This is a genomic window from Aeromicrobium terrae, from assembly GCF_008039565.1.
Taxonomy (GTDB): Bacteria; Actinomycetota; Actinomycetes; order Propionibacteriales; family Nocardioidaceae; genus Aeromicrobium; species Aeromicrobium terrae.
Window position 1 is genome coordinate 183,488 of record NZ_VDUX01000003.1, and the last position, 23,955, is coordinate 207,442.

The 23,955-nt window shown below is 70.9% G+C and carries 23 protein-coding genes and 1 tRNA gene; 9 read left to right on the forward strand and 15 right to left on the reverse strand.

The genetic code is table 11. The features are described 5' to 3' along the window. Positions 1–80 precede the first annotated feature (80 nt). The gene (locus tag FHP06_RS07545) at positions 81–713 is read left to right on the forward strand and encodes a TetR/AcrR family transcriptional regulator (RefSeq protein WP_147685418.1); all 633 of its coding nucleotides are present in this window, start codon (positions 81–83) and stop codon (positions 711–713) included. 119 nt (positions 714–832) lie between these two features. Here FHP06_RS07545 and prmC read toward each other — a convergent pair whose 3' ends face one another. From prmC to FHP06_RS07585, 8 genes are all read right to left on the reverse strand, one after another. Beyond that, positions 833–1,663, reverse strand: a complete 831-nt coding sequence (gene prmC, locus FHP06_RS07550) for a peptide chain release factor N(5)-glutamine methyltransferase (protein WP_147685420.1) — start codon at positions 1,661–1,663, stop codon at positions 833–835. Then, positions 1,660–2,724 (reverse strand): peptide chain release factor 1, encoded by a 1,065-nt coding sequence (prfA, locus tag FHP06_RS07555; RefSeq protein ID WP_147685422.1) that lies wholly within the window; start codon positions 2,722–2,724, stop codon positions 1,660–1,662. Before prfA ends, prmC begins: the two co-directional genes overlap by 4 nt. Positions 2,725–2,804: 80 nt before the next feature. Continuing rightward, the gene (gene rpmE / locus FHP06_RS07560; protein ID WP_147685424.1) at positions 2,805–3,011 is read right to left on the reverse strand and encodes a 50S ribosomal protein L31; all 207 of its coding nucleotides are present in this window, start codon (positions 3,009–3,011) and stop codon (positions 2,805–2,807) included. Between the two features lie 117 nt (positions 3,012–3,128). Further along, positions 3,129–3,611, reverse strand: a complete 483-nt coding sequence (locus FHP06_RS07565; protein ID WP_147685426.1) for a glutathione peroxidase — start codon at positions 3,609–3,611, stop codon at positions 3,129–3,131. Position 3,612: 1 nt separating this feature from the next. Continuing rightward, positions 3,613–5,340, reverse strand: a complete 1,728-nt coding sequence (gene rho / locus FHP06_RS07570) for a transcription termination factor Rho (RefSeq protein WP_222706409.1) — start codon at positions 5,338–5,340, stop codon at positions 3,613–3,615. A 198-nt stretch (positions 5,341–5,538) separates the two neighbouring features. Beyond that, entirely contained in the window at positions 5,539–6,399 is an 861-nt protein-coding gene (gene thrB / locus FHP06_RS07575; protein ID WP_147685429.1) for a homoserine kinase, read from the reverse strand. Then, positions 6,396–7,460: a threonine synthase gene (gene thrC / locus FHP06_RS07580; protein ID WP_147685431.1), complete on the reverse strand. Its 1,065-nt coding sequence runs from the start codon at positions 7,458–7,460 to the stop codon at positions 6,396–6,398. The genes thrB and thrC overlap by 4 nt, the downstream gene beginning before the upstream one ends. Positions 7,461–7,462: 2 nt before the next feature. Then, on the reverse strand, positions 7,463–8,794 hold the full coding sequence (locus FHP06_RS07585; protein ID WP_147685434.1) for a homoserine dehydrogenase: 1,332 nt from the start codon (positions 8,792–8,794) through the stop codon (positions 7,463–7,465). Positions 8,795–8,934: 140 nt separating this feature from the next. Here FHP06_RS07585 and FHP06_RS07590 point away from each other — a divergent pair, with 140 nt between their 5' ends. Further along, on the forward strand, positions 8,935–9,477 hold the full coding sequence (locus tag FHP06_RS07590; protein ID WP_147685436.1) for a hypothetical protein: 543 nt from the start codon (positions 8,935–8,937) through the stop codon (positions 9,475–9,477). A gap of 24 nt (positions 9,478–9,501) precedes the next feature. Next, positions 9,502–9,951, forward strand: coding sequence for a redox-sensitive transcriptional activator SoxR (gene soxR / locus FHP06_RS07595; RefSeq protein WP_147685437.1), 450 nt, complete (start codon positions 9,502–9,504; stop codon positions 9,949–9,951). On the opposite strand, the gene lysA is transcribed toward soxR, so the two are convergent. From lysA to FHP06_RS07610, 3 genes are read right to left on the reverse strand one after another with little or no spacing between them, the layout of a single operon-like run. Beyond that, on the reverse strand, positions 9,948–11,345 hold the full coding sequence (gene lysA, locus FHP06_RS07600) for a diaminopimelate decarboxylase (protein WP_407921282.1): 1,398 nt from the start codon (positions 11,343–11,345) through the stop codon (positions 9,948–9,950). The two genes, soxR and lysA, sit on opposite strands and share 4 nt — an antisense overlap. Before the next feature lie 21 nt (positions 11,346–11,366). After that, complete coding sequence (gene argS / locus FHP06_RS07605; protein ID WP_147685441.1) at positions 11,367–13,028, reverse strand: arginine--tRNA ligase; 1,662 nt, start codon at positions 13,026–13,028, stop codon at positions 11,367–11,369. Continuing rightward, positions 13,025–13,441 (reverse strand): response regulator, encoded by a 417-nt coding sequence (locus FHP06_RS07610; RefSeq protein ID WP_147685443.1) that lies wholly within the window; start codon positions 13,439–13,441, stop codon positions 13,025–13,027. The genes argS and FHP06_RS07610 overlap by 4 nt, the downstream gene beginning before the upstream one ends. A gap of 44 nt (positions 13,442–13,485) precedes the next feature. Here FHP06_RS07610 and FHP06_RS07615 point away from each other — a divergent pair. Beyond that, a tRNA-Arg gene (locus tag FHP06_RS07615) sits at positions 13,486–13,557 on the forward strand. Between the two features lie 9 nt (positions 13,558–13,566). Here FHP06_RS07615 and FHP06_RS07620 read toward each other — a convergent pair. Continuing rightward, on the reverse strand, positions 13,567–13,962 hold the full coding sequence (locus FHP06_RS07620) for a VOC family protein (RefSeq protein WP_147685445.1): 396 nt from the start codon (positions 13,960–13,962) through the stop codon (positions 13,567–13,569). Positions 13,963–14,019: 57 nt separating this feature from the next. Between FHP06_RS07620 and FHP06_RS07625 the strand changes: the two genes are divergently transcribed. The 4 genes from FHP06_RS07625 (at position 14,020) to FHP06_RS15980 (ending at position 19,542) form a co-directional block, all read left to right on the forward strand. Continuing rightward, positions 14,020–14,463 carry an OsmC family peroxiredoxin gene (locus tag FHP06_RS07625; RefSeq protein WP_147685447.1) on the forward strand — a complete coding sequence of 148 codons (444 nt, stop codon included), beginning with the start codon at positions 14,020–14,022 and terminating at the stop codon, positions 14,461–14,463. Between the two features lies 1 nt (position 14,464). Next, positions 14,465–15,511, forward strand: a complete 1,047-nt coding sequence (locus FHP06_RS07630; RefSeq protein WP_147685449.1) for a winged helix DNA-binding domain-containing protein — start codon at positions 14,465–14,467, stop codon at positions 15,509–15,511. 101 nt (positions 15,512–15,612) lie between these two features. Next, positions 15,613–19,362 (forward strand): multifunctional oxoglutarate decarboxylase/oxoglutarate dehydrogenase thiamine pyrophosphate-binding subunit/dihydrolipoyllysine-residue succinyltransferase subunit, encoded by a 3,750-nt coding sequence (locus FHP06_RS07635; protein WP_147685451.1) that lies wholly within the window; start codon positions 15,613–15,615, stop codon positions 19,360–19,362. A gap of 6 nt (positions 19,363–19,368) precedes the next feature. Beyond that, entirely contained in the window at positions 19,369–19,542 is a 174-nt protein-coding gene (locus tag FHP06_RS15980; protein WP_187271837.1) for a DUF6104 family protein, read from the forward strand. Between the two features lie 55 nt (positions 19,543–19,597). Here the strand turns inward: FHP06_RS15980 and FHP06_RS07640 are convergent, their stop codons facing one another. Next, positions 19,598–20,563 carry a zinc-binding dehydrogenase gene (locus tag FHP06_RS07640; RefSeq protein ID WP_147685453.1) on the reverse strand — a complete coding sequence of 322 codons (966 nt, stop codon included), beginning with the start codon at positions 20,561–20,563 and terminating at the stop codon, positions 19,598–19,600. Positions 20,564–20,573: 10 nt separating this feature from the next. Further along, positions 20,574–21,773, reverse strand: coding sequence for an NAD(P)-dependent malic enzyme (locus FHP06_RS07645; RefSeq protein WP_147685455.1), 1,200 nt, complete (start codon positions 21,771–21,773; stop codon positions 20,574–20,576). A gap of 328 nt (positions 21,774–22,101) precedes the next feature. Here FHP06_RS07645 and FHP06_RS07650 point away from each other — a divergent pair, with 328 nt between their 5' ends. Further along, a complete protein-coding gene (locus FHP06_RS07650; RefSeq protein WP_147685963.1) occupies positions 22,102–22,353 on the forward strand; it encodes a WhiB family transcriptional regulator in 252 nt (83 codons plus the stop codon). A 190-nt stretch (positions 22,354–22,543) separates the two neighbouring features. On the opposite strand, the gene FHP06_RS07655 is transcribed toward FHP06_RS07650, so the two are convergent. Next, positions 22,544–23,953, reverse strand: a complete 1,410-nt coding sequence (locus tag FHP06_RS07655) for a sensor histidine kinase (RefSeq protein ID WP_147685457.1) — start codon at positions 23,951–23,953, stop codon at positions 22,544–22,546. Between the last annotated feature and the right edge of the window lie 2 nt (positions 23,954–23,955).

Sequence of the window (23,955 nt, forward strand, 5' to 3'; positions counted from 1 at the left end):
TTCACGGCTTCCTACCGTTCGGTAGGATTGGGCAACGATAGGTAGCAGTCCCCGACCTGTCAAACGAAGGAAGGCCCTGGATGTCACGCGAGAGGAGCGGTTCCACCCTGAGCACCAGGGCGGCGCACCTCGGCCCGGCCGTCCGCCGGCCACTGGTGCTCGATGCGGCCCTCGCGGTCTGGGCCGAGCACGGGTACCGGGGCACCACCATGGCAGCCATCGCAGCACAGGCGAAGGTCAGCAAGCCCGTCCTCTACGAGTGCTTCGACACCAAGGACGCCGTCCTGCGAGCCCTCCTCGACCGCGAGGAGGACCGGCTCATGCGGGCCACTCAGCAGGCGCTCACCGTCGACGCGTCGAGCGACCTGCGCACCACCGTCGCCCAGTCGTACGAGGCGTTCTTCGCCGCCGTCCTGGCCCACCCGGTCTCGTGGCGCGTGGTCTTCGACGCCCAGGGCGTGCTGCCGCAGGAGATCGACAACCGCTACCGGAAGGCGCGAGCCGTGTTCGTGCGCCAGATCGCCGAGCTGGTCCGCTCCCTCACCACCAGCGGCAAGGAGCTCACCGACGCGGAGGCCGCCGTGCTCGCGTCGAACCTGGCGAGGCTCGCCGAGGACAACGCGACGGTGCTGCTGTCCGACGAGGGGCACGACTGGACGCCGGCGACGCTCGCGGCGTTCGTCACCCGCGTCGCGCTCGACGCCTGGAGCTAGCCCGGACGGTGACGTCGCTTCGGTCGTTGACGCTTGGTCCCTAGCGCCGAAGGCGCGGGAGGGAGCTCTGCGACCGAAGGGCCTCCCGCGGCTCCGCCGCTAGCGACCGAAGATCGGCGTCAGGGCCTGCGGGCGGTCACGAAGCGCGGGCGGCCGGCGAGGTCGTCGTGGTCGCGGACGTCGGACCAGCGGGCGGCGAACACCGCCGGGGCCGACTCGCCCTGCACGTCGGCGTGCTCGGCGCCCACCGCTCCCCCGGGCTTGAGCAGCCGCCACGCGGTGGCCTCGATCATCCGCATCGTGTCGAGGCCGTCGTCGCCGGACCACAGGGCCAGCGACGGGTCGTGGTCGCGGGCCTCCGGCGCGACGCTCTCCCACGCGTCGAGCGGGATGTACGGCGGGTTGGCCACCACGACGTCGACGGTGCCGTCGAGGTCGGCGAACGCGTCGGCGGCGTCACCCTGGCGGAGGTCGATGCCGGTGCCGGCGAGGTTGCGCACCGCCCAGCCGTAGGCGGCCTCGTCCAGCTCGACGGCATGCACCCGGGCCGACGGCACCTCGTCGAGCACGGACAGCGCGATCGCGCCGGAGCCCGTGCAGAGGTCGACGACCACGGGGGCCTCGAGAGCTGCACAGCTCTCGATCGCCCAGCCCGCGAGCACCTCGGTCTCGGGGCGTGGGACGAACACGCCGGGCCCGACCTCGAGGTCGACGTAGCGGAACGCGGTGGAGCCGGTGATGTGCTGCAGCGGCACGCGGCGGGCCCGCGCGTCGATCATCTCGAGGTAGGTCTTCCGTTGGAGGTCGTTCGGCCGGGCAGCCACGGCAAGGAGAGCACGCGGCACGCCGGTGACGTGGCTGAGGAGCAGCTCGGCGTCGACGCGCGGCGACGGGACGCCGGCCGCCTCGAGCGCCGCCGTCGCGTCCTCGAGCAACCGCTTGGCGGTCACGAACCACCCTCGATGCCGGCGAGGCGCTCGGCGAGGTCGGCCTCCACGAGCGAGGCGATGACGTCGTCGAGCGCGCCGTCCATCACGGCGTCCAGGTTGTAGGCCTTGAAGCCGGTGCGGTGGTCGGAGATGCGGTTCTCCGGGAAGTTGTAGGTGCGGACGCGCTCGGAGCGGTCGACGGTGCGGACCTGCGACTTGCGCGCGTCGGAGGCTTCCGCGTCGGCCGCCGCCTGGGCGGCCTCCAGGAGTCGCGACCGCAGGATGCGCAGCGCCTGCTCCTTGTTCTGCAGCTGGCTCTTCTCGTTCTGGCAGCTGACCACGATGCCGGTGGGCAGGTGCGTGATGCGCACGGCGGAGTCGGTGGTGTTCACGCTCTGGCCACCGGGCCCCGACGAGCGGAAGACGTCGATGCGCAGCTCGTTGTCGTGGATCTCGACGTCGACGTCCTCGGCCTCCGGCATGACGAAGACGCCGGCCGCCGACGTGTGGATGCGGCCCTGCGACTCGGTGACCGGCACGCGCTGGACGCGGTGCACCCCGCCCTCGAACTTCAGCAGCGCGTACGGCGCCTCACCCGGCTCGGGCGTGCCCTTGGCCTGCACGGAGACGGTGACCGACTTGTAGCCGCCGAGGGCGGACTCGGTGGCGTCGAGCACCTCGGTGCGCCAGCCGCGGTGCTCGGCGTAGCGGCTGTACATGCGCAGGAGGTCGCCGGCGAACAGCGCCGACTCCTCGCCGCCCTCCCCGCCCTTGATCTCGACGATGACGTCCTTGCCGTCGGACGGGTCGCGCGGCACCAGCAGGCGCTGGAGCCGCTCGGCCAGCTCGGGGACACGGTGCTCCAGGTCGGCGACCTCGTCGTCGAGCTCGAGCTCACGCGCGGCCTCGAGGTCGTCCTGAGCCTGCTGCCACTCACGGTAGGTGCGGATGACGGCGGTCAGCTCGGCGTAGCGCCGGCCGACCTTCTTGGCCTGCGCGGCGTCGGCGTGCAGGGCCGGATCAGCCATGCGCTGCTCAAGGGCGGCATGCTCCTCGATCAGCGTCTCGACGGCTTCAAACACCTGCGCACCTCCTCACGAACCACGGGACAGAGAACGACGCCGACCCCTCCGGACGGAGGAGGTCGGCGTCGTGGGCGCAGCTACTTCTTGCCGTAGCGCTTCTCGAACCGGGCCACGCGGCCGCCGGTGTCGAGGATCTTCTGCTTGCCCGTGTAGAAGGGGTGGCAGGCCGAGCACACCTCGGAACGGATCGTCCCGTCGGTGGCCGTGGATCGGGTGGTGAACGTGTTGCCACAGGTACAGGTGACCTGGGTCAAGACGTAGTCCGGGTGGATGTCCTTCTTCATGATGTCCTCTCGTGGTCGCTGGGTCGGGACGCGTCGCGTTCCGTGAACCAGAACCGGGGATCAATGGTGCCAGACGGCACCAGGTACAGCGAAATCGTGGCGGTGCGTATTCCCCGGTCAGGCGGGGAGCAGAGCCTCGATGTCGTCGGCGATGTCCTCGGGCTTGGTCGCCGAGCCGTAGCGCTGGACGACGTTGCCCTCGGGGTCGACGAGGAACTTGGTGAAGTTCCACTTGATCGCGCCGCCGAGCACGCCCTTCTTCTCGGTCTTGAGCCACTGGTAGAGCGGGTGGGCGTTCTTCCCGTTGACCTCGACCTTGCTGAACATCGGGAACGTGACGCCGAAGCTGGTCTCGCAGAACGTCGCGATCTCGTCCTCGCTGCCGGGCTCCTGGTGACCGAACTGGTCGCACGGGAACCCGAGCACGACGAGGCCGCGCTCGGCGTACTGCTCGTACAGCTTCTCCAGCCCGCCGTACTGCGGGGTGAAGCCGCACTGCGACGCCGTGTTGACGACGAGGACGACCTTGCCCTTGTAGTCGGCGAGCTGCTGCTCCACTCCGTCGATCGTGGTCGCGGAGAAGTCGTGGATCGTGGTCATGTCAGCCTTCACCGTCCGTCGCGTCCTGGGGCATCGTCTTGTTGATCGACATCAGGAACTCGGCGTTGGTGGGGTTCTTCTTGAGGCGCTCGAGCATGAGCTCCAGGCCCTGCTGGCCCTCCAGGCCGGACAGGACCCGGCGCAGCTTCCAGACGACCGCGAGCTCGTCCTTGCCCATCAGCAGCTCCTCGCGGCGGGTGCTGGACGCCTCGACGTCGATGGCCGGGAAGATCCGCTTGTCGGCGAAGTCGCGACGCAGCCGCAGCTCCATGTTGCCGGTGCCCTTGAACTCCTCGAAGATCACCTCGTCCATGCGCGAGCCGGTCTCGACGAGCGCCGTGGCGAGGATGGTCAGCGAGCCGCCGTCCTCGATGTTGCGCGCGGCGCCGAAGAACTTCTTCGGCGGGTACAGCGCGGAGGAGTCGACGCCGCCGGACATGATCCGGCCGCTGGCGGGGGCCGACAGGTTGTAGGCGCGGCCCAGGCGGGTGATGCCGTCGAGCAGCACGACGACGTCGTGGCCCAGCTCGACAAGGCGCTTGGCGCGCTCGATGGCGAGCTCGGCGACCGTGGTGTGGTCGGAGGCCGGACGGTCGAACGTGGACGAGATGACCTCGCCCTTCACGGTGCGCTGGAAGTCGGTGACCTCCTCCGGACGCTCGTCGACGAGGACGATCATCAGGTGGCACTCGGGGTTGTTGGCCGTGATGGCGTTCGCGATGGACTGCATGATCATCGTCTTGCCGGCCTTGGGCGGCGACACGATGAGGCCGCGCTGACCCTTGCCGATCGGCGACATCAGGTCGATGATCCGGCCGGCCATGTTGCTCGCGTCCGTCTCGAGGCGCAGGCGCTCGGACGGGTAGAGCGGCGTGAGCTTGGAGAACTCGATGCGCTTCTTGGCCTCGTCGATCGACATGCCGTTGACCGAGTCGACCCGCACCATCGGGTTGAACTTCTCCTTGCGCTCGCCCTCGCGCGGCTGGCGGACCTGGCCGACGACGGCGTCGCCCTTGCGGAGGCCCCACTTGCGGACCATCGACAGGGAGACGTACACGTCGTTCTCGCTCGGCAGGTAGCCGGTGGTGCGCACGAACGCGTAGTTGTCGAGGATGTCGAGGATGCCGGCGGCCGGCACCAGGACGTCGTCCTCGGTGTACGTGGGCTCGCCGTCCGGGCCGCGGTTGCCGCGGTTGCGGCCACGACGGTTGCGACGGCGACCGCCGCCATCCTCGTCGTCCTGGGAGTTCTGGCCGCCCTGACGGTTGCCCTGCTGGCCCTGGTTGCGGTTCTGGTTGCCGCCCTGGCGGTTGCCCTGCTGGCGGTTGTCGTGGTTCTTCTGCTGGCCGTTCTTCGGCTCGTCCTGCGGCTGCTCGGCGGAGGGAGCGTCGTCGGTCTTCTCGACGCGCTCGGTCTTCTCGACGCGCTCAGCCCGCTCGGTCTTCTCGACCGGCTCGGTCTTCTCGATCGGCTCGGTCTTCTCGATCGGCTCGGCCTTCGCCTCCGGGGCCGGGGCGCTGCCACCGGCCTGGGCCGCCTTGATGGCGTCGATCAGCTCGCCCTTGCGCATCTTGGACGCGCCGGCGATGCCGAGACCGCCGGCGATCTCCTGCAGCTCGGCCAGCACCTTGCCACCGAGTCCGCCGCCACTCCTGCGGGCGGGGGCGGCCGGAGCGGCCGCTGCTGCCTCGTCAGGGACGGTGGGCTCGGTCGTGGTGGTATCAGTCACGTGGTTTCCTTCGTGCGAGATCACCGTCGTCCGGGACTCCGGACCTCAGGGGACGTGACCTCGTCAACAGACATCGCCCGTTGCTACGGGCTGAGTGAATGGATGGTGTCGGGGAGATGGATCTCGACTCCGACCTCGTCACTGTAACACTCCGCAACCGTCCGTCATTCCCTGACCGGCCAAACGGAGGAACGCGCGTCAGGCCTCCACGACGTGGGCGCCGCGTGCCGCGACGGCGAGCTCCTTCAGCTCCCATCCGTCCGGCGCGACGTGCTCGAGCCCGCGAGCGAACGCGAGCACCGTGGGCCCGGCGCCGGAGATGACGGCGGGCACGTTGCGCGCCCGCAGGGCCCGCACCAGTGAATAGGAGTCCGGCATCGCCGACGCGCGGTACGACTGGTGCAGCCGGTCGTCGGTGGCGGCGAGCAGGTGCTCCGGCGCCCCGGTGAGCGCGGCGACCAGCAGGGCCGCGCGACCGGCGTTCGCGGCGGCGTCGGCGTGCGGGACGTCGGCCGGCAGCAGGTCACGGGCGACCTCGGTCGAGACCGGCTCCGGCGGCACGAGCACGGTGACCGGGACGGACGTGTCGAGGCGCTGCGCGACGGCACGGTCGCCGTCGAGCCACGCGATGGTCAGCCCGCCGAGGAGGGCGGCCGCGACGTTGTCGGGGTGCCCCTCGAGCTCGTGGGCGAGCTGCAGCGCGGCGGCGTCGTCGAGCCGCTCCGAGCCACCGTCGACCAGGGCACGCGCCAGCACGATGCCGCCGACGATGGCGGCGGACGACGACCCGAGGCCGCGGGCGTGCGGGATGGCGTTCCGGCACGTCAGGCGCAGGCCGGCAGGCTGCTCCCCCAGGACGTCGAAGGTCGACCGCATGGCCCGGACGACCAGGTGGCTCTCGTCGCGCGGCACGTCGTCGGCGCCTTCACCCTCGACGACGACCTCGAGCCCACCGTCGGTGATCTCGCCGGTGAGCTGGTCGTGCAGGTCGAGCGCGAGGCCCAGCGCGTCGAACCCGGGCCCGAGGTTCGCGCTGGACGCCGGGACGGCAACCTTCATGCCAGACCGGCGGCCGATGCCGCCGCGTCGACATCGGCGTCGATGACCGAGTCGACCACCGAGTCGACGCCGGACAGAGCGGTCTCGGTGTCCTTGAGGCCGTGGCCGGTGACCGTGATGGTGATCGTCAGGCCCGGCTCGACCTCGCCGTTCTCGGCGGCCGCGAGCAGTCCGGCCACACCCGCGGCGGACGCCGGCTCGACGAAGACGCCCTCGCGGGAGCCGAGGTCGCGCTGGGCGGCGAGGATCTGCTCGTCCTCGACGGCGCCGATGCGGCCGCCGGACTCGTCACGGGCGGCCTCGGCGAGCTTCCACGACGCCGGGTTGCCGATGCGGATGGCGGAGGCGACCGTCTCCGGGTGCGGCACGGGCGCGCCCTGGACGATGGGCGCCGCGCCGGCGGCCTGGAAGCCCCACAGCTGCGGGGTGCCGTCGGCGAGACCGGTCTCGGCGTACTCGCGGAAGCCGATCCAGTAGGCGGAGATGTTGCCCGCGTTGCCGACCGGGAGGACGTGCAGGTCGGGCGCCTTGCCGAGCACGTCGATGATCTCGAACGACGCCGTCTTCTGGCCCTGGAGCCGGACCGGGTTGACCGAGTTGACCAGCGCCACCGGGTACTCGTCGGCGAGTCCGCGGGAGAGCTGCAGGCACTCGTCGAAGCCGCCGCGCACCTGGATGACCTCGGCGCCGTGCATCACGGCCTGCGCCATCTTGCCGGCGGCGATGCGGCCGTGCGGCACGAGGACGATCGGCGTGAGGCCGGCGCGGGCCGCGTACGCGGTCATGGACGCGGACGTGTTGCCGGTGGACGCGCACACGACGGCCTTGGCGCCCTCGCCGGCAGCGACCGAGATCGCGGCGGTCATGCCGCGGTCCTTGAACGAGCCGGTGGGGTTGTCGCCCTCGACCTTCAGGAAGACGTCACCGCGCACCACGCCGGAGAGCCACGCGGAGTGCACGAGCGGCGTGCCGCCCTCGCCGAGCGTGATCACCGGGGTGTGCTCGTCGACCGGGAGCCACTCGCGGTACTCCTCGATGACACCTCTCCACAGCTGAGCCACGACTAGGACATCCCTTCGACTCGCATCGCGGACGAGACGTCGCGGACCATGTCGAGCTCGCGCAGCGCGGCGACGGTGGCGGACAGCGCGGCGTCCTCGGCCTCGTGGGTGACGATGACGAGCTGGGCGTCGTCGCCGTGCCCCTCCTGGCGCACCGTCTTGATGGAGACGCCGAACTCGGCGAACGCCTGCGCGACCGTGGCGAGCACGCCCGCGCGGTCGTCGACGTCGATGGCGACGTGGTACCGGGTGCGGGCCCGGCCGATGTCGAGCACCTCGAGCTGGGCGTGGGTGGACTCCCCTGGCCCGACGACGCCGCGGACGCGGTTGCGGGCGACGGACACGACGTCGCCCAGGACGGCGCTGGCGGTGGGTGCACCGCCGGCCCCGGGGCCGTAGAACATCAGCTGCCCGGCGGACTCGCTCTCGACGAACACTGCGTTGTAGGCCTCGCGGACGCTGGCGAGCGGGTGCGTGTCCGGGATCATCGCGGGGTGCACGCGTGCCGAGACGGCCGGGCCGTCGGGCGTGTCGATGCGCTCGCAGATGGCGAGCAGCTTCACGACGCAGCCCATCTCGCTCGCCGAGCGGACGTCGGCGGCGCTGACCTCGGTGATGCCCTCACGGTGCACGTCGCCGATCGAGACGCGGGTGTGGAACGCCAGGCCGGCGATGATCGCGGCCTTGGAGGCGGCGTCGAAGCCCTCGATGTCGGCCGTCGGATCGGCCTCGGCGTATCCGAGCCGCTGCGCCTCGTCGAGCGCCTCGGTGAAGCCCGAGCCCGTGGTGGTCATGGCGTCGAGCACGAAGTTGGTGGTGCCGTTGACGATCCCGAGCACCCGCTCGACGGCGTCTCCGGCGAGCGACTCGCGGAGCGGACGGACGATCGGGATGGCGCCGGCGACGGCAGCCTCGAACGCGAGGTCGCGGTCGACCTTCTCGGCCGCCTCGTACAGCGTGGCGGCGTCCTCGGCGAGCAGCGCCTTGTTGGCCGTGACGACGGACGCGCCGTTCTCGAGCGCGGTGAGGATCAGCTCGCGGGCCGGCTCGATGCCGCCGATCACCTCGATGACGACGTCGATGTCGCCGCGGCTCACCAGGCCCTTGGCGTCGGTGGTGAACAGGTCGGCCGGCAGCTCGGCGTCGCGCTCGCGGTCGATGCGCCGCACGGCGATGCCGGCGAGCTCGAGCGGCGCGCCCACCCGGTGGGCGAGCTCGGCGGCGTCGCGGACGAGGAGTCGCGCGACCTCCGTGCCCACGACGCCACAGCCCAGCAGGGCGACCTTCAGCGGTCGGCCCGCTCCGGACGCGTCGGACGAGGGCGATGCACTCACCGGTCAAGGGTATCGGCGGGGAGCGTCGGAGGACGACGTACCCGTAGGCTTGGACACCGGCCATAGCCCCGACGCGCTGCAGTCGTTGGACGAGCCAGCGGGCGGGCACCCGACCCGCCGTCCACCCCGAGAGGTCTTGCATGCGGATCCCCGACTGGTCACGTCGCACCTGGATCGCGGTCATCGCGGTCGCCGTAGGAGCCGTCGTGATCGTGCTCGCCCTCATCGGTGGGTCAGGCGGCGACGACTCCACGAACGGGTCGAACGGCTCGTCCACGGACGACCTCCCCCAGGGCGCGCAGACGAACCTCACGCCGAGCCCGCTCCCGTCCGGCGACTTCGGCTCGAAGTCGGGCGGCACCCCACTGCTCGACACGCTGAAGAACCCGTTCTCCGCGGGGTACGGCAGCAACATCCCGCACAAGGTGACCGTCACCCTGCGCGCCGACGGCGCCTTCCGGTTCGGCATCCGGTTCCGCGACGGCAAGGGCACGATCGAGAAGCTCGCGACCGGCCAGTACACCATCACCCGCACCGTGAAGGGACAGTTCCCGGTCGCTCAGGTGGGCATGCAGAACGGGTTCGACGTCACCGGCGGCAGCTGCTCGATCACGATCGACGGCGTGGAGTTCGCCCACAACCCGTCGAGGGGACGCTTCGGCGTCGCGGTCTGTCTCGGCTGACCAGACCTCAACTATGCTTGAGGTATGTCCAACGCCGAGGTGCGCCGCCGCGAGCTGACGCCCAAGGAGGTCGCCGACCGCGCTGACGTCGCCGTGTCCGCTCTCCACTTCTACGAGCGCGAGGGCCTGATCGAGAGCCGCCGGACGTCGGGCAACCAGCGTCGCTACCACCGCGACGTGCTGCGCCGCGTGGCGTTCATCCGGTTCTCCCAGCGGCTCGGCATCGCGCTCGGCGAGATCCGCGAGGCCCTGGAGTCCCTGCCGGCCGGGCGGACGCCGACGAAGGCCGACTGGGCGGCGCTGTCCGCGCACTGGAAGGACGACCTCGACCTGCGCATCGCGCGCCTGCAGAGCCTGCGCGACGACCTCGACGGCTGCATCGGCTGCGGCTGCCTGTCCCTGCAGAGCTGCGCGATCTACAACAACGAGGACAACCTGGCCCGCTGGGGCAACGGCCCGGTCCGACTCCCCTAGCCCTGGTCGAGAGCGAGCAGGTCGTCGTCGGTCTCGCGACGCAGGAGGAGCCGGGCCTCGCCGTCGCGGACGGCGACGACAGCCGCGCGGGGCACGTGGTTGTAGTTGCTGGCCAGCGAGCGGCAGTAGGCGCCGGTGCCCGGGACGGCCAGCAGGTCGCCGGCCTGCACGTCGCCGGGCAGGTATTCGTCCTTGACGACGATGTCGCCGCTCTCGCAGTGCTTGCCTACAACGCGGCTCAGCACCGGCGGGGCGGACGACGCGCGCGAGGCGAGCGTGCACGAGTAGTCGGCGCTGTACAGGGCGGGGCGGATGTTGTCGCTCATCCCGCCGTCGACCGAGACGTAGCGTCGCGACGCCCCACCGTCGAGCGCGACCGACTTGGTGGTGCCCACCTCGTAGAGCGTGAACGTGGACGGGCCGGCGATCGCGCGACCGGGCTCGACCGAGAGACGCGGGACGTCGACGCCCATGGCCGCGCACTCGTCGTCGACGATCTTGCGGATGCCGCGGGCGAGGTCCTCGGGGGCGGACGGGTCGTCCTGCGTGGTGTACGCGATGCCGAAGCCACCGCCGAGGTCGAGCTCGGGCAGGTCGGCGCCGAGCGTCTGGACGATCTCGGCGTGCAACCGCAGCACACGACGGGCGGCGACCTCGAACCCGTCGGTGACGAAGATCTGCGAGCCGATGTGCGAGTGCAGGCCGAGCAGGCGGAGGCCGGGCGCGGCCAGCACCTGGCGGACGGCCGCGAGCGCATCGCCGCCGGAGATGGAGAAGCCGAACTTCTGGTCCTCGTGCGACGTGGAGATGTACTCGTGCGTGTGCGCCTCGACGCCGGCGGTGACGCGCACCATCACGTTAGCGGTGACGCCGAGCTCGGCCGTCAGCGCGGTGAGCCGCTCGATCTCCTCGGTGGAGTCGACGATGATCCGTCCGACGCCGGCCTCGAGGGCGCGTCGCAGCTCGGCCACCGACTTGTTGTTGCCGTGCAGGCCGATCCGCTCCGGCGGGAACTCCGCCCGCAGCGCGACGGCCAGCTCGCCGCCGGTGCACACGTCGAGGTTCAGCCCCTCCTCCGCCACCCATCGAGCGGTGGCGACGCAGAGGAACGCCTTGCCCGCGTAGTAGACGTCGGCGTCGGCGAAGGCCTCGCGGAACGACCGGGCCCGCGCCCGGAAGTCGTCCTCGTCGACGACGTAGAGCGGCGTGCCGAACTCCTCGGCCAGGTCCGCGACGGACTCCCCCGCGACCGTCAGGACGCCGTCGACCTTCGAGACGCCGGACGCCCACAGGTGCGGGACCAGCGCGTTCGAGTCCTCCGGGACGCGCAGCCACGCGGGTCCGCGGTCGCCGGCCTGGCCGTGCAGCGCACCGGCCTCGTGCGCGCGCATCACCTGCGCTCCTCTGTCATCTGGTCACATCCGTTCCGGTGCCGAGACGCCGAGCAGGCCGAGCCCGTTGGCGAGGACCTGGCGCGTGGCGGCGACGAGCACGAGCCGCGCGCGGTGCAGGTCGGTGACGTCCTCGTCGCCCTGCGGCAGCACGCGGCAGGTGTCGTAGAACTTGTGGAACGTCGAGGCGGTGTCCTCGAGGTACCGCGCGACGCGGTGCGGCTCGCGCAGCTCGGCGGCGCGCGCGACCACTCGCGGGAGCTCGGCGAGCGCCCGCAGCAGGTCGCCCTCGCGCTCGGTGGACAGCTGGCTCGCGTCGTACGACCCGTCCACCGTGATGCCGAGATCCGCGGCGTTCCGCAGGATGCTCGCAAGACGCGCGTGGGCGTACTGCACGTAGTAGACGGGGTTGTCGTTGCTCTTGCTCGTCATGTCGGCGACGTCGAGCGTGAGCGGTGAGTCGACCGGGTAGCGGATCAACGTGTAGCGGAGCGGGTCGACGCCGATCAGGTCGATCAGCTCGCGGAGCGACACGATCGTGCCGGCCCGCTTCGAGAGCTTGAGCTCCTCACCGTCCTGCAGGATCTTCACGAGCTGCCCGATGAGGACCTCGAGCTGCTCCCCCGGCGTGTCGCCGACGCAGGCCGCCATGGCGGACAGCCGGCCGACGTAGCCGTGGTGGTCGGCGCCGAGCAGGTAGATGCAGGGGTCGAAGCCGCGCTCGCGCTTGTTGACGTAGTACGCGGTGTCGGACGCGAAGTACGTGAGCTCGCCGTTGGAGCGGACCAGGACCCGGTCCTTGTCGTCGCCGAAGTCGGTGGTGCGCATCCAGGTGGCGCCGTCGGCCTCGAACAGCCGGCCCTGCTCGCGCAGCCGGTCGAAGCCGTGCTCCACGGAGTCGGAGTCGTGCAGCGAGCGCTCGGAGAACCAGACGTCGAAGTGGGTGCGGAGCTCGTCGAGCTCGGCCTGCTGCTCGGCGAGCTGGAGCCGGTACCCGGTCTCGCGGAACGTGACGAGCTGCTCGTCGGCCGGCTGGTCGAGCACGCCGGGCACCTCGGCGACGACCTTCGCGGCGAGGTCGGCGACGTACGCGCCGTGGTAGCCGTCGTCCGGCGGCTCCTCGCCGTGCGCGCGCGCCATCAGGGACGCGCCGAACACGTCCATCTGGTTGCCGCGGTCGTTGACGTAGAACTCGCGCGTGACCTCGGCGCCGGTGGCCTCGATGACCCGCGCCATCGCGTCGCCGACGGCGGCCCAGCGGGTGTGGCCGAGGTGCAGCGGGCCGGTGGGGTTGGCGGAGATGAACTCGAGGTTGACCTTCTGGCCGGCGTTGACGTCGCTGCGGCCGTAGGAGTCGCCTGCGGTGACGACCTGGCCGGCCAGTGCGCCCTGCGCACCGGCGCTGACCCGCAGGTTGAGGAAGCCGGGCCCGGCGACCTCGGCCGAGGCGACGCCGTCGTCCGTGACAATCTCCTCGGCGAGCTGCTGGGCGAGGTCGCGCGGGTTGACGCCCGCGCGCTTCGCGAGCTGCAGGGCGATGTTGGTGGCGTAGTCACCGTGCTCCCGGACCTTGGGCCGCTCGACGAGCACCGTCGAGGGGACGCCGTCGGGCAGCGTCAGGCGGCCGTCGTCGACCAGGCGGGTGAGCGCGGCGACGAGGGCGGACGAAAGCTGCTCAGGAGTCACCGACCCAGGGTATCGGCGGCCTTGCGGACGGTTTCCACGAGCACGTCCGGATCGAACGGCTTGGTGACGTAGGCGTCGACGCCGGCGTCCATCCCGCGCTGGATGTCGTGCGGGTGGTTCTGCGTGCTGACCATGACGATCGCGATGCCCGCCGTCCGCGGGTTCTTGCGGATGGACGCGACCGTGGCGATCCCGTCCTGGCGCGGCATCATCACGTCGACGGTGATGACGTCCGGCAGCACCTCGGCGCTCTCGAGCTGCTCGATCGCGTCGATGCCGTCCACGGCCTCCTCGACCTCGAATCCCGCGAGCTCGAGGTTCGTCCGGATCAGCAGGCGGATGGACGCCGCGTCGTCCACCACGAGGACCCTGGCGGGGGTGCCGGGCTCCCGGCGGCTGGTGGACTCAGGCATTGCGCCAGCGTAGTGGGCGCTGGGGTACGCTCGGTCCGGTTGCGGCCCCCGTAGCTCAGGGGATAGAGCACCGCCCTCCGGAGGCGGGAGCGCAGGTTCGAATCCTGCCGGGGGCGCCCCAATCTCTAGGACTCGGCCAGCTCGGCGTCCGAGCGCAGGACGCAGAACTGGTTGCCCTCCGGGTCCGCGAGCGTCACCCAGCCGGTGCCCGGGCCGTACTTCCCGCGGTGGTCCGCGACGAGCTGGGCACCGCGCTCCAGCAGCCACTCGACCTCCTCGTCCCGGCGACGCTCGCGCGGCCGCACGTCGAGGTGGATCCGTTTGGCCGGCAGCTCGGTGTCCGGAACCTCGATGAAGAGCAGGTGGTGCCCGGTGTCCGGGTCGTGGATCATGCACTCCTCGTGCCCCGGTTCGTTCGGGTCGTCGGGGTCCATCTCGTAGGCGAGGACCTCGCGCCACCACTCACTGAGGGCGAAGGCGTCGTGACAGTCGATGGTCGTGTGCGAGACGCGGACGGACATGGTCCGGACGGTAACGGTCGCTAGGCTCGAACGCACACCACCACGACGGGAGACCTCATGCCTACTCGCACCGCTCGCACCGCCTGGGACGGCGGCTTCCAGGACGGCACCGGCCAGGTCGAGCTCACCAGCTCGGGGGCGGCGACGTTCGACGTGTCGTGGCCCAAGCGTGTCGCCGACGACAACCACGACACCACGACGCCGGAAGAGCTCGTCGGTGCGGCGCACTCGGCCTGCTTCTCGATGGCCTTCAGCAAGGTCCTCGAGGACAGCGGCGCCACGCCGCGGTCGCTCGACGTCACGGCCGACGTCTCCTTCGGCCCGGACCCGAACGGCGGGATGAAGATCACCGGGATCAAGCTGACCGTGCGTGGCGAGGCCGAGGGGATCGACGCGGCCGGATTCGAGGAGGCCGCCCAGGCCGCCAAGGCCGGGTGCCCGGTCAGCAAGGCCCTCACCGGCGTCGACATCACCCTCGACGCCACCCTCGAGACGGCCTGACGTGACGCTGGCGCTGGTCCCGTACCGCCTGCGGGCCCAGCGCCTCGTCGGGCCTCCGCTCGACTCCCCCGCCGACGTGGTCGGCCACCTCGGTGCCGTCCAGTCGCAGGACCACGGCACGTCGCTGTGGTCCATCGGCCGTCGCTGCGACGCGACGATCACCGAGGTCGAGGCCGCGTTCGCCGCCGGCGACTTCGTCCGCACCCACGTGCTGCGCCCCACGTGGCACCACGTCCGGGTCGACGACCTGCCCGACCTGCTCGCGGTCACGTCGCCCCGCGTCCAGCAGCAGCTCGTGGGATCGGTACGGCGGATGGGGATCGACGAGAAGCGGCTCGAGACCGGGACCTCCGTCGTGGCGGAGGCGGTCCGTGCCCACGGTCCGACCACCCGGGCCGAGGTCGCCGAGCACCTCGCCGACGCCGGCCTCGAGCACACCGGCAGCCCGCTGGCGCACTACGTCATGAACGCGGAGCTCGCCGGGCTGGTCGCGAGCGGCCCCATGCGCGGCAAGCAGCACACGTACGTGCCGCTCGACCTGCCCGCGCCGCGCGGCACCGACGACGAGCGACTCGCGTGGATCGCCCGGGTCTACGCGCGAGGTCACGGGCCGTTCGACCCCCGCGACCTCGCCTGGTGGACCACGCTCACGCTCACCGACGCCCGCCGCGCCGTCGAGCTGGCCGACCTGGCGACCGTCGAGATCGACGGACAGACGCTGCACACCGACGCCGACGTCGAGCCCGTCGAGGTCCCCGCCGCGATGCTGCTGTCGAACTTCGACGAGCTGATCTCCTACACGCGCGACCCCGCTGACCTGGACCGACTGGGGCCCGGCCGCGAGCAGATCTTCCGGGCGAGCGGGCTGCTGCTCCTGGACGGGGCGCTCGCCGGCAGCTGGACCCGCACCGTGCGCCCGGAGACCGTCGAGATCGACGTCCGAGCAGTCGTCCCGGTGCCTCGGAGAGCGCGCTCGGCGATCGAGCTCGAGGCGGCCCGATTCGGCCGGTTCCTGCAGCGCGAACCGGTGCTCTCCGTCGCCTCCTGAATGGTCCGAACCTGCCCGCGCGTGACTGGCGTGCCGCGCTAGGCTGTGGACAGCGTTTCACCTGCGCACCGGCGACCTGAACGGAAGAGGCGATCGAGGCCGTGGCCGAGCCCTCACACGACACATCCACCCCTGACTTCGGCACCAACCAGTGGCTCGTCGAAGAGATGTACGACCGGTACCAGGAGGACCCCGGCTCGGTCGACGCGTCGTGGAAGTCCTTCTTCGAGAACGGCGGCTCGCCGGGCTCGAACGGCAGCGGTCCCGCCACCGAGGTGACGGCCGATCCCGCCCCGGCCCCGGCGGCCACGAAGGCCCCCGAGCCCCCGAAGCAGGAGGCGCCGAAGCAGGAGGCGCCGAAGGCCGAGCCGAAGCAGGAGGCGAAGGCCGAGCCGAAGCCCGAGGCCAAGCAGCCCGAGCCCGCCAAGCCGGCACCGGCCAAGGAGCCGGCCCCGCAGGAGACGCCGGCCGAGCCCGTGGGCCCCGGCGAGGTCGAGCGCGTCACGCTGCGCGGCGCGGCGGCCCGCACCGTCGCCAACATGGACACCAGCCTCACCGTGCCCACGGCCACCAGCGTCCGCTCGGTGCCGGTCAAGCTGCTCTTCGACAACCGCACCGTCATCAACAACCACCTCGCCCGCGCCCGCGGCGGCAAGGTCTCCTTCACGCACCTGATCGGCTACGCCGTCGTCAAGGCGCTCGCCGCGATGCCCGAGATGAACACCGGGTACGACACGGACGAGAAGGGCAAGCCGGTCCAGCTGAAGCCGGAGCACGTCAACTTCGGCCTGGCCATCGACCTGCAGAAGCCCGACGGCTCCCGCCAGCTGCTCGTGCCGTCGATCAAGGCCGCCGAGACGATGGGCTTCGCCGAGTTCTGGCAGGCCTACGAGACGATGGTCCGCAAGGCCCGCGACGGCAAGCTCGAGGTCTCCGACTTCCAGGGCACCACCGCGAGCCTCACCAACCCGGGCGGCATCGGCACCAACCACTCCGTGCCGCGCCTGATGAAGGGCCAGGGCGTCATCGTCGGCGTCGGCTCCATGGACTACCCGCCGGAGTTCCAGGGCGCGTCCGACCACACCATCGCGCAGATGGCCGTGTCGAAGATGATGACGCTGACCTCCACCTACGACCACCGCGTCATCCAGGGCGCCCAGTCCGGTGAGTTCCTGCGCCGCATCCACCAGCTCCTGCTCGGCGAGGACGGCTTCTACGACGAGATCTTCCGGGCCCTCCGCATCCCGTACGAGCCCATCCGCTGGGCCCGCGACATCGCCGTCAGCCACGACGACGAGGTGCACCGCCAGGCGCGCGTGCTGGAGCTGATCCACGCGTTCCGCGTCCGCGGCCACCTGATGGCCGACACCAACCCGCTGGAGTACCGCCAGCGCAGCCACCCGGACCTCGACACCGCGTCGCACGGCCTCACGCTGTGGGACCTGGACCGCGAGTTCGCCACCGGATCGTTCGCCAGCCAGTCGGGCAAGCGGTTCATGAAGCTGCGCGAGATCCTCGGCGTCCTGCGCGACTCCTACTGCCGCACGATCGGCCTGGAGTACATGCACATCCAGGACCCGTCCGAGCGCCAGTGGCTCCAGGAGCGCATCGAGATCGGGCACACCAAGCCGCCCCGCGAGGAGCAGCTGCGCATCCTGCTGAAGCTGAACCAGGCCGAGGCGTTCGAGACGTTCCTGCAGACCAAGTTCGTCGGCCAGAAGCGCTTCAGCCTCGAGGGCGGCGAGACCACCATCCCGCTGCTCGACGAGATCTGCGAGGCCGCCGCCGCCGACGAGCTCGACGAGGTCTGCATCGGCATGGCGCACCGCGGACGCCTCAACGTCCTGGTGAACATCGCCGGCAAGAGCCCGAGCCAGGTGTTCCGCGAGTTCGAGGGCAACATCGATCCCCGAACCGTCCAGGGCTCCGGCGACGTCAAGTACCACCTGGGCGTCGAGGGCGAGTTCACCTCGCTCGACGGCGACAAGATCAAGGTCTCCGTGGCCGCCAACCCGTCGCACCTCGAGGTCGTCGACCCGGTGCTCGAGGGCATCACCCGCGCCAAGCAGGACCGCCTCAACCGTGGCGCCGCGTACCCGGTGCTGCCCGTTCTCGTGCACGGTGACGCGGCCTTCGCCGGCCAGGGCGTCGTGGCGGAGACGCTGAACCTCAGCCAGCTGCGCGGCTACCGCACCGGCGGCACCATCCACGTCATCGTCAACAACCAGGTCGGCTTCACCACCGCCCCGTCGTCGTCGCGCTCGTCGGTCTACTGCACCGACGTCGCCAAGATGATCCAGGCGCCGATCTTCCACGTGAACGGCGACGATCCCGAGGCGTGCATCCGGGTGGCCCAGCTGGCCTACGAGTACCGGAAGACGTTCAACAAGGACATCGTCATCGACCTCATCTGCTACCGCCGCCGCGGTCACAACGAGGGCGACGACCCCAGCTTCACCCAGCCGCTGATGTACGACACGATCAACAACAAGAAGTCGGTGCGCAAGCTCTACACCGAGGCCCTGGTCGGACGTGGCGACATCACGATCGAGGAGGCCGAGGAGGCGCTGGCCGACTACCAGTCGCAGCTCGAGCGCAACTTCACCGAGGTCAAGAAGGCCGACGACACCCCGTCCGGCTACACCCGCACCCCGGACTACCCGTCCAAGCCGGAGCCGGAGGGCGAGCTGGAGACGGCCATCACGCCCGAGACGCTCAAGGCCATCGCCGACGCGTACACCGCCGTCCCCGAGGGCTTCACGGTGCACCCGAAGGTGCTCCCCCAGCTGCAGCGCCGCGCGGCGTCCATCACCGCCGGCCCGATCGACTGGGGCACCGGCGAGATCCTCGCGATGGGCTCGCTGCTGCTCGACGGGCGACCGGTCCGCATGGCCGGCCAGGACTCGCGTCGCGGCACGTTCTCGTCGCGGTTCGCCACGATCATCGACCGCAACAACGGCAGCGAGTGGACGCCTCTGGCCCACATCGACGAGGACCAGGAGACGTTCTACATCTACGACTCGCTGCTGAGCGAGTACGCCGCCCTCGGCTTCGAGTACGGCTACTCCGTCGCGCGACCGGAGGCGCTCACCCTGTGGGAGGCGCAGTTCGGCGACTTCGTCAACGGCGCCCAGTCCGTCATCGACGAGTACATCTCCGCCGGTGAGACGAAGTGGGGCCAGAAGTCCGGCGTCGTCCTGCTCCTGCCGCACGGCTACGAGGGCCAGGGCCCGGACCACTCCTCCGCCCGGATCGAGCGGTTCCTGCTGCTCGGCGCCGACGACGCGATGCGCATCGCGCAGCCGTCCACCCCGGCGTCCTACTTCCACCTGCTGCGACGCCAGTCGCTCGGCAAGGAGCACCGCCCGCTCGTCGTCTTCACGCCGAAGTCGATGCTGCGCAGCAAGGCGGCGGCGTCACAGCCCGACGAGTTCACGTCCGGCACGTGGCGCCCGGTGATCGGCGACGACACCGTCCAGGCCGACCAGGTCCAGCGTGTGCTGGTGTGCTCCGGCAAGATCACCTGGGAGCTCATGGCCGAGCGCGCCAAGCGCGAGGAGGGCCAGAACCGCACCGCCATCGTGCGGATGGAGCAGCTCTACCCGCGGCCGCTCGAGGAGCTCAACGCCGAGCTGGCGAAGTTCACCTCGGCCACCGAGGTGCGCTGGGTGCAGGACGAGCCGGCCAACCAGGGCCCGTGGCCGCACGTCGCGCTGCACTACACCGGTGCGCTCGACCGCGACCTCCCGCTGTCCCTGGTCTCGCGCCCGGAGTCGTCGGCGCCGTCGGTGGGCTCGCACAACCGGCACGTCGAGGAGCACGCGACGCTGATGGACCAGGCCTTCGCCTAGAACGCGATGTACTTCACCGATCGCGGCATCGAGGAGCTGCAGTCCCGCCGCGGCGACGAGGAGATCTCGTTCGCCTGGCTGGCCGAGCGGCTCGTCGAGTTCGTCGACCTGAACCCGGAGTTCGAGGTCCCCGTCGAGCGCCTGGCCACCTGGTTGGCTCGGTTGGATGATGAGGATTGAGTCGCTTCGGTCGCAGAGCTCCCTCCCGCGGCTCCGCCGCTAGCGACCGAGACTTCTATCGCGTCAGGACGATCTTCCCGAACACGTCGCCCTCGGCGACGGCGCGGAGGCCCTCGGCGGCCTGGTCCATGGGGATCTCGCGGTCGATGAGCGGCCGCACGCCGGTGACGTCGAGGAACTGGGCGAGGCGGTGCAGCTCGTCGCGGGTGCCCATCGTCGAGCCGACGACGCGCTTCTGCTGGAAGAAGATGTACGACAGCTCGGTCGGTGAGGCGTCGCCCGACGTCGCGCCGGAGACCACCACGGTCCCGCCAGGGCGCAGGGACTTCACCGAGTGCGACCAGGTGGCCTTGCCGACGGTCTCCATCACCGCGTCCATGCGGACCGGGAGGCGTTCGCCGGTCTCGACGACCTCGTGGGCACCGATGTCGAGCGCGCGCTTGCGCTTGTCCTCGTCGCGGCTGGTGGCGTAGACGCGGTAGCCCGCGGCACGCGCCAGCATGATGAGCGCCGTGGCCACGCCGCCGCCGGCGCCCTGCACGAGCACCGAGTCGCCCGGGTTGAGGCCGGACTGCGTGAAGAGCATGCGGTAGGCCGTGAGCCACGCCGTGGGCAGGCAGGCGGCCTCCGCCAGCGACAGGCCCTCCGGCTTCGGGATCACGTTGTGCCTCGGGACGGCCACCTTCTCGGCGAACGTGCCCTGGAACTTCTCCGACAGCAGCGACCGCCTGGGGTCGAGCGTCTCGTCGCCGCGCCACGACGGGTCGCTGATCACGGCGTGCACGAGCACCTCGTTGCCGTCCTCGTCGAGACCGGCGGCGTCGCAGCCGAGGATCATCGGCAGCGCCTCCTCGCGCAGGCCGACGCCGCGCAGGCTCCACACGTCGTGATGGTTGATGGAGGCCGCCTTGACCTCCACCGTGGTCCAGCCGTCGGGGACGTCAGGGTCGGGCCGCTCGCCCACCTCCAGTCCCGCGATCGGGTCGTCCGTGCTGAAACCGGTGGCGTAGACGGCGAACATCGAGCTCCTGTCAGTACGGCCGGCGAGCGAGTCCCTCGCGGCGGGCGGTGTCGGTGACGGCGCGCGCCACGGCGGTGGCCACGCGGGGGTCGAACGGAGACGGGATCACGTACGACTCGCTCAGCTCGTCGCCCACGAGGTCGGCGATCGCCGCGGCGGCCGACAGCTTCATTCCCTCAGAGATGCCGGTGGCGCGCACGTCGAGCGCGCCGCGGAAGATGCCCGGGAAGACGAGCACGTTGTTGATCTGGTTCGGGAAGTCCGAGCGACCGGTGGCCACGACGCGGGCGTGCCGCGTGGCGACGTCCGGGTGCACCTCCGGGTGCGGATTGGCGAGCGCGAACACGATCGCGTCGGGCGCCATCGCCGCCACCGCCTCCTCGGCGATGGTGCCGCCGGAGACGCCGATGAAGACGTCGGCACCGCTCATGGCGTCGTTGATGCTGCCGGCCTTGGCCCAGGTGGCGGTCTCGTCGGCGAGCCACTGCTTGGCGGCGTTGAGGTCGTCGCGGCCGGTGTGGATGACGCCCTGCCGGTCGACGACCGCGATCTTCCGGACGCCGGCCGTGCGCAGGATCTTCGTGATGGCCACGCCCGCGGCGCCGGCACCGGAGATGACGACCTTGAGGTCCTCGAGGTCGCGGTCGGTGAGGCGCACGGCGTTGATCAGGGCAGCGAGCACCACGACCGCCGTGCCGTGCTGGTCGTCGTGGAACACCGGGATGTCGAGCCGCTCGATGAGCCGGCGCTCGATCTCGAAGCAGCGCGGGCTGGAGATGTCCTCGAGGTTGATGCCGCCGAACGTCGGGGCCATCCGCGCGACCGTCTCGACGATCTCGTCGACGTCGGTGGTGTCGAGCGCGACCGGGATGGCGTCGACGCCGCCGAACTGCTTGAACAGCACCGCCTTGCCCTCCATGACGGGCATGGCAGCGGCCGGGCCGATGTCGCCCAGGCCGAGCACGGCGGTGCCGTCGGTGACGACCGCGACGGTGTTGGAGACCCAGGTGTACTCGTGCGCGACCTCGGGATCGGCCGCGATGGCCTCGCAGACCCGGGCGACGCCCGGCGTGTACGACAGCGACAGGTCGTGGGCATCGCGCAGCGGCACCGTGGCCGACACCTCCATCTTGCCGCCGCGGTGCAGGGCGAAGACGGGGTCGTCGGGGTCGGGCGCGTCGATTCGTGCGTCGATGTCGGAGGCAACCATGAGGTCGGGATTCTGTGAGGTTCCAGTCGGTCCACGAACCGGTGGGTCCGGGTGCGGCTCTCGGGGGCCGCGGGCCCGCCGCAGCGGAGCCGGAGAGGGATGTGAAGCCCGACGTTCAGTCTGTCACAGGGCGGCCGCGCCCTGACCGCTCGGGGCAGAAAGTGTGGTTCGTCTCCGCAGGTCGGGTGCGGGGCGTGTGACCGATTCGACAGGTGGCCGACAAGGCGAACCCTTGTTTATCACCGCAATTGTTGAAACCATGATCATGCGGCCGTGCGCCACCTGCGCAGCGTGCCGTAAATCCACCATCGGGAAGGAGAAGATCGTCATGGACTGGCGCCATCACAGCGCATGCCTCGACGAGGACCCTGAGCTCTTCTTCCCCATCGGCAACACCGGCCCTGCCATCCTTCAGATCGAAGAGGCCAAGGTCGTCTGCCGTCGTTGTGACGTCCGCGACCAGTGCCTGCAGTGGGCCCTCGAGTCCGGTCAGGATCATGGCGTCTGGGGAGGCATGAGCGAGGACGAACGTCGCGCGCTCAAGCGTCGCAACGCACGGGCACGTATTCGTACGGCCTGAGCACTCGCAGCCACGACCCCGCACCGTCCGGTGCGGGGTTCGTCATGTCACGGGGGTGTCGGTTTACCCGGTTAAGTGGGTAAACCGACGGCGCGCGTCGACGTCCCACGGCAAACCTGCACACCTCATGGCAAATTTGCCGGGTGATGTGTCGGTTTACCCACTTAACCGGGTAAACCGACCATGCCGATCACACCGTCAGGGAGATGGCGACGGTGGTGCCGCCGCGGGGGCGCTGCTCGAACGCGAGCGTGCCGCCCAGCTCGGTCTCCACGAGCGTGCTGACGATCGACAGGCCGAGGCTCTCACTGACGTCGAAGTCCTTCGGCAGACCCACGCCGTCGTCGGTGACGCGCAGCCGCAGCCGGTCGCGGATCCGGTTCACCGCCACCGTGAGCCGCCCGCCGCGCTCGGGGAACGCGTGCTGCGCGGCGTTCTGGATGAGCTCGGTGAGCACCATGGCCAGCGGCGTCGCGATCTCCCCGCGGACCAGCCCGAACGTGCCGATCCGCTCGGCCACGACGCCCTCGCCGGCGACGTCGAGCACCGTGCGCAGGAGCCGGTCGGCGATCTCGTCGAACGACACCTGCTCGTCGAACGACTGGCTGAGGGTCTCGTGCACGACGGCGATCGACCCGACCCGCCGGACGGCCTCCTCCAGGGCGGCCCGCGCCTCGGGCACGTCCATGCGGCGGCCCTGCAGCCGGAGCAGCGCCGCGACGGTCTGCAGGTTGTTCTTGACCCGGTGGTGGATCTCCCGGATCGTCGCCTCCTTCGAGACGAGCTCCCGCTCGCGGAGCCGCAGCTCGGTGACGTCGCGCAGCAGGACCACGGCGCCGTCGGACCGGCTCTCGGTGGTGAGCGGGATGACGCGCAGGAGCACGAACGCGCGCGCGTTCTCGATCTCCGCCTCGCCGGGCGACGTCCCGGTGAGGAGCCCGCGGGCGCCGCGGTCGGTGGGCCGGCGGTCGACGAGACCGGACGTGACGTCGGCGAGGTTCGAGTCGACCAGGTCGCCGCTGAGCCCCAGCCGACGGTAGGCGGACAGCGCGTTGGGGCTCGCGTAGGTGACCGAGCCGGTGGCGTCGGTGCGGATGAACCCGTCGCCGACCCGGAGGGAGTCGGCGAGGTCGGACCGCGGCCCGGGCAGGGGGAACTCGCCACGGTGGATCATCTGCACGAGGTCGTCGGCCGCCTGCCGGTACGTGACCTCGAGCGCTCCCCCGCCGCGTCCGGAGCCCGCTGCCGCCCGGATGGCCAGGACGGCCATGGCGTCGCTCTCACCCGGGACCGGCACCAGCCGCTCGTCGTCGTGCTCCGCGATGCGCCCGGACACCATGACCTCGTCCAGGGCATGGGAGCCGCTCGTCGGCACGAACGTGCCCACGACGTCCTCCAGCAGCGTCGTCGGACCCGTGGTGGGGCGGATCTGCGCGGCCGCCCACATGCCCTTGGACTCCGCGTCCGGGAGCCACAGCACGAGGTCGGCGAAGGCCAGGTCGGCGATGATCTGCCAGTCGGTCACCAGCGCGTGCAGCCGGGCGACGTCGCCGGCGGACAACGTCGTCTGGAAACGCGCGATGTCGTCCAGCGTGGGCACGT

What these genes read in the sequence shown, in the direction of transcription:
- rpmE (WP_147685424.1), bottom strand. Translation starts at nt 3,011, where the DNA reads ATGAAGAAGGACATCCACCCGGACTACGTCTTGACCCAGGTCACCTGT.
- FHP06_RS15980 (WP_187271837.1), top strand. Translation starts at nt 19,369, where the DNA reads ATGTACTTCACCGATCGCGGCATCGAGGAGCTGCAGTCCCGCCGCGGC.
- FHP06_RS07545 (WP_147685418.1), top strand. Translation starts at nt 81, where the DNA reads ATGTCACGCGAGAGGAGCGGTTCCACCCTGAGCACCAGGGCGGCGCAC.
- FHP06_RS07565 (WP_147685426.1), bottom strand. Translation starts at nt 3,611, where the DNA reads ATGACCACGATCCACGACTTCTCCGCGACCACGATCGACGGAGTGGAG.
- FHP06_RS07620 (WP_147685445.1), bottom strand. Translation starts at nt 13,962, where the DNA reads ATGTCCGTCCGCGTCTCGCACACGACCATCGACTGTCACGACGCCTTC.
- FHP06_RS07650 (WP_147685963.1), top strand. Translation starts at nt 22,102, where the DNA reads ATGGACTGGCGCCATCACAGCGCATGCCTCGACGAGGACCCTGAGCTC.
- FHP06_RS07625 (WP_147685447.1), top strand. Translation starts at nt 14,020, where the DNA reads ATGCCTACTCGCACCGCTCGCACCGCCTGGGACGGCGGCTTCCAGGAC.
- thrB (WP_147685429.1), bottom strand. Translation starts at nt 6,399, where the DNA reads ATGAAGGTTGCCGTCCCGGCGTCCAGCGCGAACCTCGGGCCCGGGTTC.
- FHP06_RS07640 (WP_147685453.1), bottom strand. Translation starts at nt 20,563, where the DNA reads ATGTTCGCCGTCTACGCCACCGGTTTCAGCACGGACGACCCGATCGCG.
- FHP06_RS07610 (WP_147685443.1), bottom strand. Translation starts at nt 13,441, where the DNA reads ATGCCTGAGTCCACCAGCCGCCGGGAGCCCGGCACCCCCGCCAGGGTC.
- FHP06_RS07590 (WP_147685436.1), top strand. Translation starts at nt 8,935, where the DNA reads ATGCGGATCCCCGACTGGTCACGTCGCACCTGGATCGCGGTCATCGCG.
- soxR (WP_147685437.1), top strand. Translation starts at nt 9,502, where the DNA reads ATGTCCAACGCCGAGGTGCGCCGCCGCGAGCTGACGCCCAAGGAGGTC.
- FHP06_RS07645 (WP_147685455.1), bottom strand. Translation starts at nt 21,773, where the DNA reads ATGGTTGCCTCCGACATCGACGCACGAATCGACGCGCCCGACCCCGAC.